17 protein-coding genes are annotated in these 16,189 nt (G+C 42.2%); 8 read left to right on the top strand and 9 right to left on the bottom strand.

Features of this window, described 5'->3' with window-relative positions; genetic code table 11:
* The first annotated feature begins 113 nt into the window (after positions 1-113).
* Positions 114-1,187, top strand: coding sequence for a tetratricopeptide repeat-containing glycosyltransferase family 2 protein (locus tag ACTJJQ_RS13855; RefSeq protein WP_138278215.1), 1,074 nt, complete (start codon positions 114-116; stop codon positions 1,185-1,187).
* 179 nt (positions 1,188-1,366) lie between these two features.
* Positions 1,367-2,758 (top strand): amino acid permease, encoded by a 1,392-nt coding sequence (locus tag ACTJJQ_RS13860; protein WP_008344176.1) that lies wholly within the window; start codon positions 1,367-1,369, stop codon positions 2,756-2,758.
* Between the two features lie 35 nt (positions 2,759-2,793).
* Here ACTJJQ_RS13860 and ACTJJQ_RS13865 read toward each other — a convergent pair whose 3' ends face one another.
* Together ACTJJQ_RS13865 and ACTJJQ_RS13870 are read right to left on the bottom strand one after the other, a co-directional pair.
* A complete protein-coding gene (locus tag ACTJJQ_RS13865) occupies positions 2,794-3,027 on the bottom strand; it encodes a hypothetical protein (RefSeq protein WP_008344178.1) in 234 nt (77 codons plus the stop codon).
* A gap of 6 nt (positions 3,028-3,033) precedes the next feature.
* Positions 3,034-3,291: a hypothetical protein gene (locus tag ACTJJQ_RS13870; RefSeq protein WP_008344180.1), complete on the bottom strand. Its 258-nt coding sequence runs from the start codon at positions 3,289-3,291 to the stop codon at positions 3,034-3,036.
* 65 nt (positions 3,292-3,356) lie between these two features.
* Between ACTJJQ_RS13870 and ACTJJQ_RS13875 the strand changes: the two genes are divergently transcribed.
* Positions 3,357-3,836: an Hsp20/alpha crystallin family protein gene (locus tag ACTJJQ_RS13875; RefSeq protein WP_317328836.1), complete on the top strand. Its 480-nt coding sequence runs from the start codon at positions 3,357-3,359 to the stop codon at positions 3,834-3,836.
* Here ACTJJQ_RS13875 and ACTJJQ_RS13880 read toward each other — a convergent pair.
* Entirely contained in the window at positions 3,817-4,044 is a 228-nt protein-coding gene (locus ACTJJQ_RS13880; protein WP_017360415.1) for a hypothetical protein, read from the bottom strand. The two genes, ACTJJQ_RS13875 and ACTJJQ_RS13880, sit on opposite strands and share 20 nt — an antisense overlap.
* 82 nt (positions 4,045-4,126) lie before the next feature.
* On the opposite strand from ACTJJQ_RS13880, the gene ACTJJQ_RS13885 reads away from it, so the two are divergent.
* Complete coding sequence (locus ACTJJQ_RS13885; protein ID WP_432243819.1) at positions 4,127-4,540, top strand: hypothetical protein; 414 nt, start codon at positions 4,127-4,129, stop codon at positions 4,538-4,540.
* Here ACTJJQ_RS13885 and ACTJJQ_RS13890 read toward each other — a convergent pair.
* Positions 4,472-5,902 carry an SLC13 family permease gene (locus ACTJJQ_RS13890; RefSeq protein ID WP_317328832.1) on the bottom strand — a complete coding sequence of 477 codons (1,431 nt, stop codon included), beginning with the start codon at positions 5,900-5,902 and terminating at the stop codon, positions 4,472-4,474. The genes ACTJJQ_RS13885 and ACTJJQ_RS13890 overlap by 69 nt on opposite strands.
* A gap of 230 nt (positions 5,903-6,132) precedes the next feature.
* Between ACTJJQ_RS13890 and pbp4 the strand changes: the two genes are divergently transcribed.
* Both pbp4 and ACTJJQ_RS13900 read left to right on the top strand, forming a co-directional pair.
* Positions 6,133-8,172, top strand: coding sequence for a penicillin-binding protein PBP4(5) (pbp4, locus tag ACTJJQ_RS13895; RefSeq protein ID WP_317328829.1), 2,040 nt, complete (start codon positions 6,133-6,135; stop codon positions 8,170-8,172).
* A 145-nt stretch (positions 8,173-8,317) separates the two neighbouring features.
* Positions 8,318-9,556, top strand: a complete 1,239-nt coding sequence (locus tag ACTJJQ_RS13900) for an MFS transporter (protein WP_440600294.1) — start codon at positions 8,318-8,320, stop codon at positions 9,554-9,556.
* 34 nt (positions 9,557-9,590) lie between these two features.
* Here the strand turns inward: ACTJJQ_RS13900 and ACTJJQ_RS13905 are convergent, their stop codons facing one another.
* From ACTJJQ_RS13905 to rfbF, 5 genes are read right to left on the bottom strand one after another with little or no spacing between them, the layout of a single operon-like run.
* Positions 9,591-10,520 (bottom strand): putative nucleotide-diphospho-sugar transferase, encoded by a 930-nt coding sequence (locus tag ACTJJQ_RS13905; protein WP_243824992.1) that lies wholly within the window; start codon positions 10,518-10,520, stop codon positions 9,591-9,593.
* Positions 10,521-11,711: a glycosyltransferase family 2 protein gene (locus ACTJJQ_RS13910; protein ID WP_052320786.1), complete on the bottom strand. Its 1,191-nt coding sequence runs from the start codon at positions 11,709-11,711 to the stop codon at positions 10,521-10,523.
* On the bottom strand, positions 11,708-12,619 hold the full coding sequence (locus ACTJJQ_RS13915) for a putative nucleotide-diphospho-sugar transferase (protein WP_045034449.1): 912 nt from the start codon (positions 12,617-12,619) through the stop codon (positions 11,708-11,710). The genes ACTJJQ_RS13910 and ACTJJQ_RS13915 overlap by 4 nt, the downstream gene beginning before the upstream one ends.
* A gap of 12 nt (positions 12,620-12,631) precedes the next feature.
* Positions 12,632-13,603 (bottom strand): GDP-mannose 4,6-dehydratase, encoded by a 972-nt coding sequence (locus ACTJJQ_RS13920; RefSeq protein WP_039962651.1) that lies wholly within the window; start codon positions 13,601-13,603, stop codon positions 12,632-12,634.
* 4 nt (positions 13,604-13,607) lie between these two features.
* A complete protein-coding gene (gene rfbF / locus ACTJJQ_RS13925) occupies positions 13,608-14,372 on the bottom strand; it encodes a glucose-1-phosphate cytidylyltransferase (protein WP_440600295.1) in 765 nt (254 codons plus the stop codon).
* Between the two features lie 354 nt (positions 14,373-14,726).
* Here rfbF and ACTJJQ_RS13930 point away from each other — a divergent pair, with 354 nt between their 5' ends.
* Both ACTJJQ_RS13930 and ACTJJQ_RS13935 read left to right on the top strand, forming a co-directional pair.
* Positions 14,727-14,876, top strand: a complete 150-nt coding sequence (locus ACTJJQ_RS13930; RefSeq protein ID WP_008344201.1) for a DUF1540 domain-containing protein — start codon at positions 14,727-14,729, stop codon at positions 14,874-14,876.
* Between the two features lie 200 nt (positions 14,877-15,076).
* Positions 15,077-16,156 (top strand): DUF3900 domain-containing protein, encoded by a 1,080-nt coding sequence (locus ACTJJQ_RS13935; protein WP_440600296.1) that lies wholly within the window; start codon positions 15,077-15,079, stop codon positions 16,154-16,156.
* Positions 16,157-16,189 lie beyond the last annotated feature (33 nt).

Genomic DNA, 16,189 nt, shown 5'->3' on the forward strand with positions numbered 1-16,189 from the left:
TTCTTCCTTTATTTTAAATCAGCCAGTAGCAGAAAACTAGTTTTAAAAAAACCCGCTGCTGAAAAGAATGTTTCCTTTTGATGCTCGATACACTATGAAGAGGTGATCTAAAGATGATAACCATTAGTTTATGTATGATTGTGAAAAATGAAGAGGAGGTTTTGGCTGACTGCCTGTCTTCTGTTCAAGACATTGTAGATGAGATGATCATTGTTGATACAGGATCAACGGATCAAACAAAGGACATTGCTCACTCCTTTTCAGCAAAGGTACTCGACTTTGAATGGGTCCAGCATTTTGCAAAAGCACGCAATTTCGCTTTTTCCCATGCGACAAAAGAGTATATCTTATGGCTGGATGCCGACGATGTCCTACTTGAAGAGGACCAGCAAAAACTGCTTCAGCTCAAACAGACGCTTGATCCCGCAGTAGATGCCGTCTCGATGTTTTACCACGTTGGATTTAGTGAGGACGGTCAGGTGAATTTTAAATATAGAAGAAATCGGCTCGTCAAGCGTGCCTTGAACTTTCAGTGGTACGGGGCCGTTCATGAGTTTCTTCAGGTGTATGGCAACATCTTACCGGCTGATATCGCCGTCACCCATCAAAAGCGTAAGAAAACAACCGCTGGAGAGCCTGGACGCAATCTGCGCATTTATGAAAACATGCTTGCAAAAGGCGAAGAGATGACACCTCGTGATCTCTTTTACTTCGCCAATGAATTACGAGATCACAAGCAGCATGTGAAGGCGATTCGCTTTTATCACAAATTTTTAGCCACAAAACAATGCTGGATTGAAGATGAAATTCGCACATGCCAAAATTTAGCTGACTGCTACTATGCAGTCGGTTTTGAGGAAGCCGCCTTATCCTCCTTATTGCGATCCTTCTTATATGATCAGCCCCGTCCAGAATTTTGCTGCCGGATTGGGGATCATTTCAAAGCACAAAATAAATACAAAGCGTCCATCTATTGGTATGAGCAGGCACTGAAGGCACCTGAAATCGAAACAGCCTTTACACTGACACAATATAAAACATGGTATCCTCACCTTCAGCTTTGCTATTGTTATTATCAGCTCGGTGATTTGGCTCAAGCCAAAACCCATCATCTTGCATCCTCAGCCCATTACCCAACCCATCCGAGTGTGCTGTACAATGAAAAAATATTTGCAGAACAAACGTAAATCTCCTGTTATCACATCCGCCTGTCACATGCCGGCGGATGTCTTTTGATACACATTAGCCTTTTGTGACATTTAACACTTTAGCGATTTAAAGCGTTTTTCAACCAATTGACTAAATTGCCATTTACGCATATACTAACATTCGTCTTACGAAAAGATTTATCCATTAGGAGGTCAACATGAGTTCTTTATTTAGAAAAAAGTCTCTCGACCAGCTCATGCTTGAAAGTCAAACGAAGCGGCTGAGCCGTTCTTTGAATACATTTGATTTAATCTTGCTTGGCATTGGCTGTGTGGTCGGGACTGGAATTTTTGTGATAACGGGGGTTGCGGCTGCGAAAGATGCGGGACCTGCGATTATTATATCTTTTATTTTGGCTGCGATCGCATGCGCCCTTGCTGCTTTTTGCTACGCTGAATTTTCCTCGTCCATTCCAGTGTCAGGAAGTGTCTATACGTATTCTTACGCAACACTTGGAGAATTCCTCGCCTTTTTAATGGGCTGGGATTTAATGCTTGAATATGTTGTTGCGCTCTCTGCTGTGGCAAGCGGATGGTCATCCTATTTTCAATCACTGCTCAGTGGATTTGGTCTGCACATACCGAAGGCTTTATCGGCTGCACCCGGAGCCGCTGATGGGGCCATCTTTAACCTGCCAGGCGCACTCATTATTTTACTCATTACCTTTATTGTCTCAAGAGGCGTAAAAGAGAGCACAAAGCTGAATAACATCATTGTGCTCATCAAAATTGCCATTGTCCTCCTCTTTATCATTTCAGGCTTTGCTTACGTTAAACCTGAAAATTGGACACCTTTTATGCCAATGGGCTTCCATGGCGTGATTGCTGGAGCGGCAACTGTCTTTTTTGCTTACCTTGGATTTGATGCAATCGCTAATGCATCAGAAGAAGTCAAAAATCCGCAAAAAGCGATGCCAATTGGAATCATCGGTGCGCTCGGCGTTTGTACGATTTTATACATCGGGGTTTCATTTGTCTTAACAGGCATGGTTCACTACACGAAGCTGAATGTCAGTGACCCTGTCGCTTTTGCGCTTCAAGTGGTTGGCCTGAATAGTGTCGCTGGTATTATATCGGCAGGCGCTATTATCGGGATTACGACCGTGTTAATTGCACTTGTCTACGCTCAGGTGCGTTTAACCTTTGCTATGAGCCGAGATGGACTCATGCCAAAAATCTTTTCAAACGTTCATCCAAAATCGAAGACACCGGTTGCCAACACTTGGCTGACAGGCGCTGTTGCGGCATGTATCGTTGGTTTCGTCAACTTATCAACACTTGCTAATTTAGTCAGCATCGGTACACTTGCGGCCTTTACGGTGATCTCGATCGCTGTGATCATACTCCGGAAAAAACATCCGAATATGAAGACAGCGTTTAAAGTACCCTTTGTCCCTGTCCTTCCCATCATTAGTGCGGTCATTTGTATGATATTGGCTGCCACACTGAAATGGGAGACATGGCGAGCCTTCCTCATCTGGGTAGCCATTGGTGTCGTTGTGTATTTTACCTATGCAAGACGCAAAAGCCATCTGAATCAAACACAATAGAAAAGAGACACGGGGTATCCCGGTCTCTTTTTTGTTTAAATCACACTGTTTTTCACTGAATTCGAGTCCACCATATCTGGATCTAATACGCTTGAAATCGGAATGACAAGCGGTGAACAATCTCCATTGTCCTCACCAAAACCCTGGTTCAATTTCATCGAGAGAAAATAATCGATCTGCTGATAAGGTCCTAGCGTCAGTGATGCCCCCCGATCCATTGCATTGATTTTAAAAGCACCGACATTGACGACTGAGGGTGAGAATAACATCACACATCACTTCCTTGGAATAGGTTTAGCTGCTGGCGAAAAAGAGGCAGGTGAGTCCACTTGATCTCGATCATCTACATGGCTCTTTGTTCCGACAAAACCGCTAGCATCTCCAAAATTCTGTCCGTACCCCTGATTTTTTTTATCTGAGTTTTGCCACTCTGCTAACAAATTTTGTCCGACATTCACCGCCGACGCATTTTCAAAGGAATTAATTTTTAACATGAAAATATTAATATTGATATACGGAGTTGGTTGAACCACAGATAAACCTCCTTTTTATAGGTATATGCGAGCACCCATCAAGTATGTTAACAGGAGGTCTTCACATGGACTTCGAAAAAATGAAGCAGTGGATGGACATTGCCCAGCAAATGCATGGAGATGATTTTTGGAAAATGATATTCGATGATGAGCAAAGATCTCCCTTTATGGCAAATGGTCCGTCTCCATTTACATTCTCGCAGCAAGATCAGCGAGGAACAGATGCATCGTTTCCACCAGTCGACATTGTGGAAACCCCTACTGAATTTCAGTACTTAATTTATCTGCCTGGCTACCGGAAGGAAGATGTTCAGGTGCTGTCATATGGTGAATATTTAGTTGTAAAAGGACAGCGTTTTTCCTTTTTTAACGAACAAGATTTTCGCCAAAAACAAGGAGAGTATGGTCCGTTTGAAAGAAAAATTCGGCTCCCAGATATGATTCTTGGTCAAATGAATGCGGCCTTTAAAGACGGCGTGCTATACATTCGCCTGCAAAAGGATGAAGGAAAAGCAACTGCGATCATCATAGATGACGAATATTGATACTGACTGCGTCTATTAGATCACGATCATCAATCGTTTCAATCGGCAAGATCGTGATCACGCCATCGGCATTTTGTTCACCAAAACCATTGTTTCTTTTGATCGTCGAGCAGTGATTTCGTACGATCGTCGAACCGAATGTCATCGAGGACCCTGTACCAATCGTATTCGTCTTCATATGGGTAATCTGAATGCGTGTAGGCAGCATGCACTTCTCCCCTTTCATGTATCTCTATAAGTATATACCGGGCAGCTTTTCCATAGACTAGAGCAAGGCGAAAGAAAAGGTTGTGGTCCACTTGAAACATTTCATTCAATCACTCTTAAAAAAAACCGAAGCCAGTCCATCCCCATCTGTCGTCGAGCTGGAAAAAAGACTCACCGCTCTTGAGCAGAAAATGTCTGCACCTGCTCCGCCTGTCTCGGAGGATACGCACATTCACATTGAATCACTGCATGTGGACAAAATTGACTACCATTTAGAGTTTGGTGAGCTTTCCATTGACCAGCTTCAAGGCAGACTCAACATTGGAGCCACCTATTACACGCCAAAGGACCCGCACCTCAAAAAGGCAGCTTCAGTACCGAAGCCAAAAGAAACAAAAACACCAAAAGTCTCCATTCGATCAAAGTCTTCATCTCAGCACGACCGGAAGCCAGAAATAAACCGCAAGCACAATCGCTACAATACTGATCACATTTAGCCAAAAGCCAGCCTTGACCATATCAGATATTTTCAGCACGTCCGCACTAAAGACAGCCGCATTTGGCGGTGTGGAAATTGGCAACATAAACGCACATGAGGAAGCTAACGCAGCCGCAGCCATTAAGCCGTACGGCTCCATGCCAATTGCAAGTCCAAGCCCTACTGTAATCGGAATGATCATGTTCGCAACTGCTGTATTGGACATAATTTCGGTCATAAATAAAATAGAAGCCGTTAAAATAATCAGCAGCATGAGATACGACAGCCCATTTAAATGCTGTAAATTTTCCCCGATCCATCCTGTTAGATTCGTTTCCGCAAATCCTGTAGCGAGCGAAAGCCCGCCTCCAAACAAAAGCAAAAGCCCCCACGGCAACTGCTTCATATCCTGCCATTCTAGTATTCTCTCTCCATTTGTCGCTGGAATGAGAAATAACAGCATCGCCCCAAAGATTGCGATCGACGTATCCGAGACAGGAAGCCCGCCAAACAAAAAGATTTTAAAGATCCATAAAAAAGCCGTCATAAGAAAAATAGCAAAAACCCATTTTTCTTCTTGTTTCATTTTGCCTAAATCCTCTAAACCCTTCCGTATAAACGCCGCTCCCATTTCACCTGTGTGCTCTACCTTGAACTGTATCTTGGTCAAATACAGAAATAAGAGAATAAGCAGAACAGCCGCCACCGGAAAACCAAACAAAAACCATTCAAAAAACATAATTTCTCGATCTAACAGCTTTTTTGACATCGCTGCAAAAACAGCATTTGGCACAGACCCAACGAGTGTCGCCAGTCCGCCAATAGAGGCTGAATAAGCGACTGATAATAGAATGCTTTTACTGAATCGGTCAAGAGATGCACCAGACAAAATATCGTTCGCCTTCACCTCTTTAATCACAGCCAGTGCCACAGGCAGCATCATCAGTGCTGTGGCTGCATTTGAAATCCACATAGATAAAAAGGCCGTTGCCATCATAATCCCTAATACAATGCGGTCACTTCTTGTGCCAATGATGTTTAAAATATGTAAGGCCATTCTTCTATGTAAATTCCATTTTTCAATAGCAATGGCAATCATAAATCCGCCCATGTACATAAAAACAATCGGGTCTCCATAAGCTCTTGATGTTTGCTCCATCGATAGCCCGCCAAGTGTTGGCAAAAGGATGATGGGCAATAAAGAGGTAGCCGGTATAGGCAAAGCTTCTGTGACCCACCATGTCGCAGTCCAAGCCGTAACGCCCAGTACCACTCTTGGTGCATAGGTCAATTCACTTTCTGGAATGAGCAAAAAAATAAGAAAAAAGAAGATCGGTCCAAGAACAAGTCCAGTCAGATTCACTTTTTTATAAACGATCACAATTCCTCCTTCATGAAAACGCTTTTATTTTTTCTAATTTTTCACATTCGATGATCACATAAAAAATCCTTTAAATCATAAGAAAAAATGAAGAGATCCTTAAGCAGCAACTGTGTCTTGCTTCATATTTCCACTTCATAACTTGGTCTATTTTCATAGGAGAAACTATACAAATCCTACACAGTAACTGTAAACTATAGAGGATCTAATCAAAAATTGAGGTGTTTTCATTGTATACAGATCAACGAAAATCATTTTGGAAACAGAAAAAAGTCATCATTCCCCTTCTTAGCATCATCGCGATTGCTGCTGCTCTCTTTTTCTTAAAAGATACGCTTTTCTCAAAAGAAAAAGAGGCGCTGAAAGCCGCTGAATCCTTTACGAAACATCTGGAGAAAAAAGAATTCACAAAATTGGCAGATGAGGTCACAAGCGGCTCTCTTAAAGCCAATGACTTTTCTAAAAAACAACTTGCCGAAAAATACGATCATATCTTTAGCGGCATCGGTGCGAATGATCTAAACGTCTCAAACGTTAACGTAGAAAAACAGGACAAAGGAAATGGGTATCAATTCACCTATGAAGTCACGATGAAAACGTCACTTGGAAAACTGAACAAACTCTCTTACAAAGGCGTTCTCTCCGAAGAGGATAACGAGTGGAAAGTAGACTGGAAACCAAATCTCATTTTCCCGCAAATGGAAAAGGGTGACACCATCAAAGTGACAACGGATCCTGCGGTACGCGGAAATATTGTAGATCGAAAAGGGCGCACGTTAGCAGAAACAACTGGTGGACACGCACTTGGCATCATCCCTGGAAAGCTCGGGACAGGCACGGAAAAAGAAAGCAACATCAAAAAAATCAGCAGCGCTTTTGATATAGATGAAGAGCTGATTCAAAATCAGCTGAAACAAGCATGGGTCACAGATGATACATTTGTCCCGCTAAAGTCTATGTTAGAGCAAAAGCCGATTCCAAAAGACATAAATGGCGTCACCTATCAAACGAAGGAAATGCGCTACTATCCTTATAACGAAGCCGCTGCTCATCTGACAGGCTATGTGGGAAAAGCAAATGCGGATGATATCAAAAGAAATCCAGCTTTAAAGGCGGATCAAATCATCGGCAAGACCGGCCTTGAATTCACATTTGACAAGAACTTAAGAGGACAAGATGGCGGAAGCATCCTCATTATCCATGATGAAACAGGTATTGAAGAAACATTACAAAAAACAGACCGAAAAGACGGAAAAGCAGTCAAACTGACCATTGATGCATCTTTACAGAAAAAAGCCTATCAACAGCTGAAAGGTGAAAAAGGGGCTGTCACCATTATGAATCCATCATCAGGTGATTTATTAGCGCTTGTTAGCACCCCTTCTTACGATGTCAATTTAATGACCAACGGGATCACGCCTAAACAATATCAAGCATACAGTGAAAATCCTGATCTCCCATTCCAAGCTCGATATGCGAGCAGATATGCACCAGGATCTACATTCAAAACCATTACAGCAGCGATTGGACTGGAAACAGGTGTCACAAAACCTAATAAAGTGCGCACCATTCATGGACTGAAATGGCAAAAGGATCAATCATGGGGAAATTATCGCATTACACGGGTTCATGACAAAGAACAAGTCAATATGGTCGATGCCCTCGTGTACTCAGATAATATTTATTTTGGACAGGAAGCCCTTGAAATCGGCAAAGATACTTACGAGAAAAAAGTGAAAACATTTGGGTTTGGTGATGATTTAAACATGCCGTTCACAATGAAGCCGGCACAAGTGTCTAACGACGGGATCCAATCAGACATCTTACTCGCCGACTCAGCATATGGCCAAGGAGAATTACTCATGTCTCCAATTGAACAAGTACATGCCTATTCTCCATTTGCAACAGGAGGAAAGCTTGTGTACCCTCGAGTCATTCAGGATGAAAAAACAGCATCACCAAAACAGATCATCAAAGAAGATACAGCAAATACGGTGAAAGACGCACTAACTCAAGTCGTCACCAATTCAAACGGAACCGCTCACTCGTTGCAAATAAAAGGGGCTGATATAGCCGCTAAAACGGGAACAGCGGAACTAAAGAGCAAACAAGGTGCGACAGACGGTACTGAAAATGGATTTTTACTTGCGTTTAATCCTAAAAAAGAAGATTACGTCCTCGTCGGCATGATTGAAGGTGTAAAAAACCGTGGAGGCAGTGGACTTGTCATTCAAAAAATGAAGCCTGTCATCGCTTCTTTCTATAAATAACCCTTTAGAGACACACGCTCCATCAAGCGCATGTGTCTCTTTTTTTCTAAATCATGACAATTTGCTATTGTTTTATAGTTCACCTTATGAATAAAATGAGGAGAATGAAAAAAAGAAACAAGTTGAATGAAAGGAGGAAGTCTCATTGGCTATTGCTGCTCAAACAAAGGATAAACCTCAAAAAGCGGTCACCGGTTCAACGGTTTATCCTATTTTATTGATTATTGGTATTTGCCATATGCTCAACGACACATTGCAAGCCGTGATTCCTGCCATGTTCCCTATTTTAGAACGCTCAATGGGGCTGACCTTTACTCAATTAGGGCTAATCGCCTTTACATTAAATATGGTCTCCTCTGTCATGCAGCCTGCGATCGGGTGGTACACAGATAAACGGCCGATGCCCTATGCACTGCCTATCGCATTATTTTCAAGTGCTGTCGGCATTTTCGGCCTTGCGTTTGCGCCATCATTTGCGACCATCCTACTGTGCGTCGTCTTTATTGGACTTGGCTCTGCGATTTTCCATCCAGAGGGCTCACGGGTTGCCAACATGGCAGCTGGTCCTAGACGTGGTCTTGCTCAATCTATCTATCAAGTCGGTGGAAATACAGGTCAAGCCTTTGCTCCGCTAATCGCCGCATTAATGCTCGTCCCTCTCGGTCAGCCAGGTGTGGCTTGGTTTACGATTGTTGGAATGATTGCTGTCGGTTTCCTTCTCTATATTTCGAGATGGTACGCAAGAAAGCTTCAAACCATTCGAGCACAAGCGAAAAAAGCGCCTGCAAAAGCAGCAAGATCTGAACTTCACCGCAAATCAGCGCTCACAGCTCTTGGCATTATCGTCTTTCTTATTTTCGCACGTTCTTGGTATGGAAATGCGATCTCGAATTTCTATGCGTTTTATGCGATTGAGCAATATGGTTTGACGATTAAAGAATCACAAACTTATATTTTCTTATTTCTTATATTGGGTGCGATTGGGACATTTTTAGGCGGGCCGCTTGCAGACCACTTCGGCAAGAAAACCGTCATTTTAATTTCCTTATTAGCATCCTTTCCGCTTGCCCTGCTTCTCCCATTTGCCGGACCGGTTGTTGCTTATGTTTTACTTGGACTCATTGGGATCATTCTGACCTCAAGCTTCTCTGTCACCGTGGTCTATGCCCAAGAACTATTTCCCGGGAAAATTGGCACAATGTCTGGTTTAACTGTTGGGCTTGCGTTTGGTATGGGAGCGATTGGATCCGTTGCCCTCGGCTCATTAATTGATGCAGTCGGTTTAACGCCTACCATGATCGGTGTCGCCTTTTTACCGATATTAGGCATCCTAGCCTTCTTACTGCCAAGCGATCAGACCATAGCGAAATGGAATGAATCATAAAAGGTAAAAACCGCTCAATAAATGAGCGGTTTTTTCATCTCTCATAAAAATGTGTGTCAGGAACATGCTTCTTTGCAATAAACCCCTGCTGAAAGTCTGGAAAGACCTTTTGCACCTGTTTAATTTTCAGATGAATCAAATCCGCATACGGAATATACAAATGATCCACAAGAGTGTGTTCTGTCATATAGTAATACCAATTCAGATTAAAGGTATTTTCATCAATGATCGTAAAGGCAGAGAAATGATAGAACAGCAGTGGACATTCGTCGAGATACATATCTCCTTTCACAACGGAGAGCTTATAGTTTTCAATATTCCAAATCGCTGCATTGGCACCTTTAGATGCCACCACATGGACACCCTCAAAATCATCGACCCATCTTTCAACATACCGCTGATCACCATATGTCTTTTTTTCCGTATCCATTTCTACTGTACAGTGCGCAATGCAGTTCTCTTTCCACTGCGTCACAGCCCGTTTGGCCACATCTGTGTTTCGACAGCCTACAAACCCAGTATTAAAACGGCCGGATAATTCATAAAAGTGATAGAATCGCTTGGAATTCATATGATCTGTCAAAAATACATGAGCGAGTGGATTTTCTGCAAATATCGCCTCTGGATCATGATAAAAAAACAAATCTGTATCCAAATGAGCGAGATAATCTGCATCAGAGGACTCAAGAATTTTGAGTAGAAACGCAGGCTTAAGCGTCCAGCAATACTCGTGGAACGTACGATCCGCCTTTGCTTTTCGCAGCGAATCATCTTCCACATCTTCAAGCTGTTCATATTGGACATGTGGGTGAGGAAACTGACTTAACACCTTGTAAGCCAAAGGATCAGCACATAAGACAGAAAGTTTGTATGATTGAGCCGTCTGCTCAAGTGAATGAATCAGCGCCAGTAGCTTAAATACATGGGTATTCGACACAATGGTTGTGAAATGATAGGATGCCATCTACAACACATCCACTTGGAACAAGTCAACATGCAGCAGCTCTTTTGTGAGCCCTTGAATGGCCTCTGCCAGCACCGTGCATCCATGTTCCTGCTTGGCAAGCTGGGCCGCCTCTGACAGCTTTTTCAAAGGGAAATGCTTTGCCGTCAGCACGTCCTTTTGATCACGTTTAATGCCCACATTCCGCTCTGTGATCATATGAAGCAGCTCCAAAAAATAAGCGAGCAGATCATCATATGCTGCATTCTTACGCAGCTGGCGAATGTCTTTCACGATATCATTTGTCACGGTATGAGAAAATGGTCCAGAGAAAGCCAGATGAACATCAATCGAATCAATATTGTTGTACTTCTCGCACATATACAAAATGTTATATTTGATGTCATCGAATGATGTTAAATTACTTGGATGTTCCTGATGCACACTTAAAATATCCTCACGCAGCTCAAATGAGAGGCCAAGCTGATGCAGACGAATGCCTAAATCATAATCCTCAAACCCGTATCGAACGATTTTTTCATCAAACATCCCTAGTTCCATGACATGCTTTCGCTTGACGGAAGAGTTATTTGTGATAAAAAATCGCCACGGCAATTGATAAGAACTTAAATCATAGTCGTACGTGTTTAAAATGTCTTTCAGGATATCAATAAATTCGGACTGCAAGTCGAAGCTTCTCTCTAGAAATGCGCCGCTTTTCACTTCCTCCATCGACACAAGAGACGTTTTGTCTTTCATTTTCCGCTGATACAGCCCTTGTTTTTTTAATCGTTTCACATGATCTTTATCAAAACCGGTGTAAAAGTAACGGTAGATTCGCTTCCAGCATACACCGCAAATGACACGGTCCTCATGATCAGCATGTGCCTCTGCGTGCTTTTGAATAAATTGGGGCTCTGCCAACATATCGCTGTCATGGAATATTAAGAGGTCTCCCTCTGCCTCACGAATGGCATGATTGCGCCCCTTGGCAATTCCTTGATTGACAGGAATACGCACCTTTTTGAATGGAAAGTTCACCTCAATGTGTTCGAGCATTTCCATCGTGCCGTCCGTTGACCCATTATCAGCGACAATGACCTCAAATGGAATATCGGTTTCCTGAAGCGTTAAGGAAAAAAGGCTCCCTTCTAAACGCTCTTTCGCATTATAACTCGGAATAATGACGCTGACCTTCGGCTTTTCATTCATGCGCCATCCTCCTCCAGTTTGGCATAGCCGTTAAACATCGGATTGACTTGTTCTACCGATTCAATCACATGACGCAGCACTTCCCGATAGGCTTCTTGGAAAAATGGCAAATCATCTCTTCCTTTTTCATGGATTTGCTGCATATCATCTTTGCTTAAGATCCGAAAACCACTGAAATGATAGCAAATGAGTGGGCTTCCATCCTCAAGCAAAATACGTCCATTCTCTTCCTGATAAGAATGCTGGCCATAATTCCAGTGACCAATATTCACACCCTTTGTTTGAATATCTTCTACTTTTTCAAACAGCACCGGCATATGGTCCAAATACCCTTGATCCCCAAATTTCCCTTCTCCAGGCGCATTTTTGCATTCTTTTAGACATTCTTCTTTCCACCAGCTCAGGCACTTCCGGCCGGCTTCATCTCCTTTAAAATGCAGGAATCCTGAATTATAGCGCCCTAAAAGTTTCTGAAGCATCTTCACTTCCTCTGGATCAAAGCTTGGAATGACAATATCCCCTCTTGATAGAAGCACAGAGGCATCAGGCTGGTTTTGAAAAATCACTTGTGGACTCTCATAAAAGAACAAATCCGCATCTAGATACGTCACTTCCTCCGCCTGGTCCTGCTTAAATAGCCACTCAATCCAAATCGGTTTTAATGTCCAGCAATATTCCGAATCATTTCGTTCCTTTTTGATCTCTAGAAGCTCCGGCGTTTCAAGCTCACGCACATGAACAAGATCGACATGCGGGAAATTCATTTGATGAAGCAAATCAAATGCAGCATCATCCATACATAACGTTTTGATGACAGCATCATCTTCTACTTGCTTCAACGATAAGAAAAACGCAATGGCTTGATAAAGTCTTCCACTTGATAGAACCGTACAATATATGCTGTTCATCTGTATACACCTCTATTTTTGAAAGAATTCGCGGTACCATTCAATTGTCTTTTCTAACCCTTCATCAATGGAGTAATCAGGCTTCCAATCAAGCAGCTTTCTCGCCTTTTCTGCTGATAAATATTGATGCTTAATCTCATGCGTTCCTTGATTCAAAATACGAGGTTTTAGTTCACTGCCCATCGCCTTTAAGATTTTATCAACGAGCTCAAGCACGGTCAGCTGAATTTCATTACTAAAGTTAAATGCTTCTCCTGCAAGCCCTTTTTCCTCCATTTTTTCAGCTAGCAGTAAATAAGCCTTGACCGCATCTTCAATATAGAAATAATCACGGATAAAGGTTCCGTCACTTCTAATTTCTGGCGCCTTTCCCTCTAACACAAGCTGGATGGTTTGCGGAATGATTCGGTTAAAATTCAAATCCCCGCCTCCATATAAATTACCGCAGCGCGTAATACAAACCGGAAGACCATATGTGTTGTAGTACGTGTGAGAAATTAAATCTGCACAGCTTTTTGACACATCATATGGGTGCTTACCGTTAAGCGACATGTCTTCATCATAAGGAAGCTGTTCTTGATCCCCGTATGCTTTATCACTCGATGCCACAATCACTCGTTTGATAAGCGGCTGCCTTCTGCATGCCTCCAGCACATTCCATGTTCCTAAAATATTGGCTTCAAATGTAGAGACCGGGTGACGATTTGCGACCCCAACAATCGCTTGGGCAGCCAAATGAAAGACCGTATCAATCTCATATTCTCCTAACGCACGTTCTATCGTTTGCATGTCCTCAAGTGCGCCTTGGACGACATTCATCTTTTCAAATTGACTGCCTTGATATAAGTTCGATCTTGGCACCTGATCACGTACAAGCCCTGTTACGTTTGCTCCTTGATCTATCAATTCCTTGACGAGGTAACTCCCTAACAATCCCGTACACCCAGTCACAAATACGTTTTTCCCATTCCAAAATCCGCTCATGCTGTCACCAAACCTTCCATGGTTGTTTTCCTTCAGTCCACATGCCGTTGATTTCTTTCAAGTTTTTAAACGTATCAATTGCTGTCCAAAATCCGTGGTGCTCATAGACTGCAAGCTCTCCATCATTCGCCAGATTTTGAAGAGGCTCTGCTTCGAACACACATTGATCATCATCTGTTAAATAATCAAAAACCTTTGGAGACAACACAAAAAATCCTCCATTGATCATCCCGATACTGTCTGTCTTCTCAGAGAAGGATTGTGCCATCCCGTTATACACCTTCAGCGTGCCGTACTGTGATTTCTTTTCAATTCCTGTGACAGTGGCAGCTGCTCCAAGCTCTTGATGGCGCTTGAGCAAATGAAACATATTGATATTGGCAAGTCCGTCCCCGTACGTCATCATAAAAGTCTCATCACCAATATAATCCTGTACCTGCTTTAACCGCCCGCCTGTCATCGTATCCTCACCCGTATCTAAAAAGGTGATTTTCCAATTCTCCGACTCCCCTAAAAGCTTCATTTCCCCTGTCGACATATCCAGCTGCATGCTGTGATGCCGCCAGTCGTAGTTGAGAAAATACTCTTTGATTTTCTCTCCTTTATATCCAAGCAATAAGATAAACTCGTCTACACCGTAATACTGATAGATTTTCATAATATGCCATAGAATAGGCCGGTCTCCGATCATAGCAAGTGGTTTAGGAAGCGCTTGTGTGACCTCACTCATTCTCGTTCCCTTTCCTCCGCAGAGAATGACTGCTTTCATCTTCTCCCCTCATCTCTCTATGAAAATTTTTGATTGAAAACCCTATCTTCATGCGGAAAATCAGTACATGTACCCTTATACTTTGTCCGACATCAGGTTTTGAATCTACTCTATTCATATGTCGGAATAAGAGAGGGTGCCACCTAGCATTTAACTATTTTTACAAACAAAAAAGAGCGAGATTTGCATTCTCGCTCTTTCAAAGTTTAAATTGTATATTTTCAGGGTAGATGGTATGATAAACATGTGCATAAACAGCACAAACAGCCTCTTTCGATAAAGAGACTACTAGATTGAATGAACTCAAGTGGCAGCTTGCTTCATTCTTAATATGAATCACGGAGGTGAATCCCCATGGCACAAAATGTACTTTGTGAAGTGAACTCTTGCCGTTTTTGGGCTGACAACAGCTGTACAGCCTCTACCATTAAAATTGGTAAAAGCACAATGACTGACGTGACTCGCAATGCTGAAACGGATTGCGAAACATTTGAAACAAAATAATATATGATTTTCTGAGATGAAGGAACTGGCAGGTTCCTTCTTTTCTTTTATCATTCTATCAAGAATGATAATTATTATCAAGCGTTTTTCACGAAACATTTCTCGGGAAATAATGACACGATATTTCTCCATTCGTTGACGATTTTCACTCCTTTTTCTATACTCAACATATCCAAAGAAGAAAAAGTGGTGACCAATCAGTGGATTTTACGATACGTTTTCTATCATTCTATGTCGTTGAAATAGAAGGCAAAGAGGAACAAGCAAATAAACGGTTTAAACATTACCAAACATTAGACCAAGAGGAATTTGAACAAAGTGAGCTGAAAGACTTTCTAGACGGTGAGCTTAAAAAAATCGTCAAACGAAAAGTAGACAGACACCCTAAGTCTGAGCAAGTACCGACTAAAATTGGCCGATTTATTGTAGAACCCGGGCATGAACTCGATTCAAATCCAAACTACAATTTATTTCATCAGACGAGATTTGCAGATACAAAAGAAGTATTTAACGAATGCAGTGAACAATTTGTTCGCACCTATTTAGATACAAGTGCTGTCAGAGGCGGCGTGTTTTTGGTTGCATCTGCGGTTCCTAAAAAATATTTCGATGACTCTTTTGTCTTTATCATGAAATGCGATTTTGAACAGAAAGTCGCTTCTATTGCTGATACAGCTACCTTGATCAAAAAAGTAGAAATGGCGATTACAACAAAAAACATGAAATCGATTCAATACCCGTTTATGCCAGAAGAAGGTATGACAGAGGAAGCCGAAGTGAAAATTCACCAATCCTCACACGCTCGTTATTTTGAAGACTTTCTAAAATTCGTCGAATACGGGGAATCGATGCCTGAAATCATGAAATCACAGGTCATGAATATGGTGCAGGAACATGTATTTGAAACATTTCAGGATGAAAGTGAAGAATTAAAACAATTTGAGGAGGACCTTGAAATATGGGAAGCAAGTGAAAAACGGGAGATTCGGGAAACACTCGATACAGAACAGGTCACACTAGCGGCTTCACATATTGTTGAACAAACCCCTGATATCACGATGAAGATGCGTCTAGGCGAAACAGAAATTAAAGGACTTTTAGCCGACTTCGGCCACTCGATTCATATCGCAAAGGTCAACAATCGATATGTCGTGCTCGTTGAAGCAGATCAAATTGTATTTGAAAAAGGAAGCACACCTGTTGAATTCCATAAACCCAATGGCTTGAAAGAGGTCGTCAGCCAACTCACGCAAAAAGCCTATGATTCAGACTTAGAATAAGAGAATATGACTGCCTCCTGCGATCAGCTGCAT

Origin of the sequence: Bacillus sp. 22483 (genome assembly GCF_052044605.1) — a bacterium.
GTDB classification, from domain to species: domain Bacteria; phylum Bacillota; class Bacilli; order Bacillales; family Bacillaceae; genus Bacillus; species Bacillus altitudinis.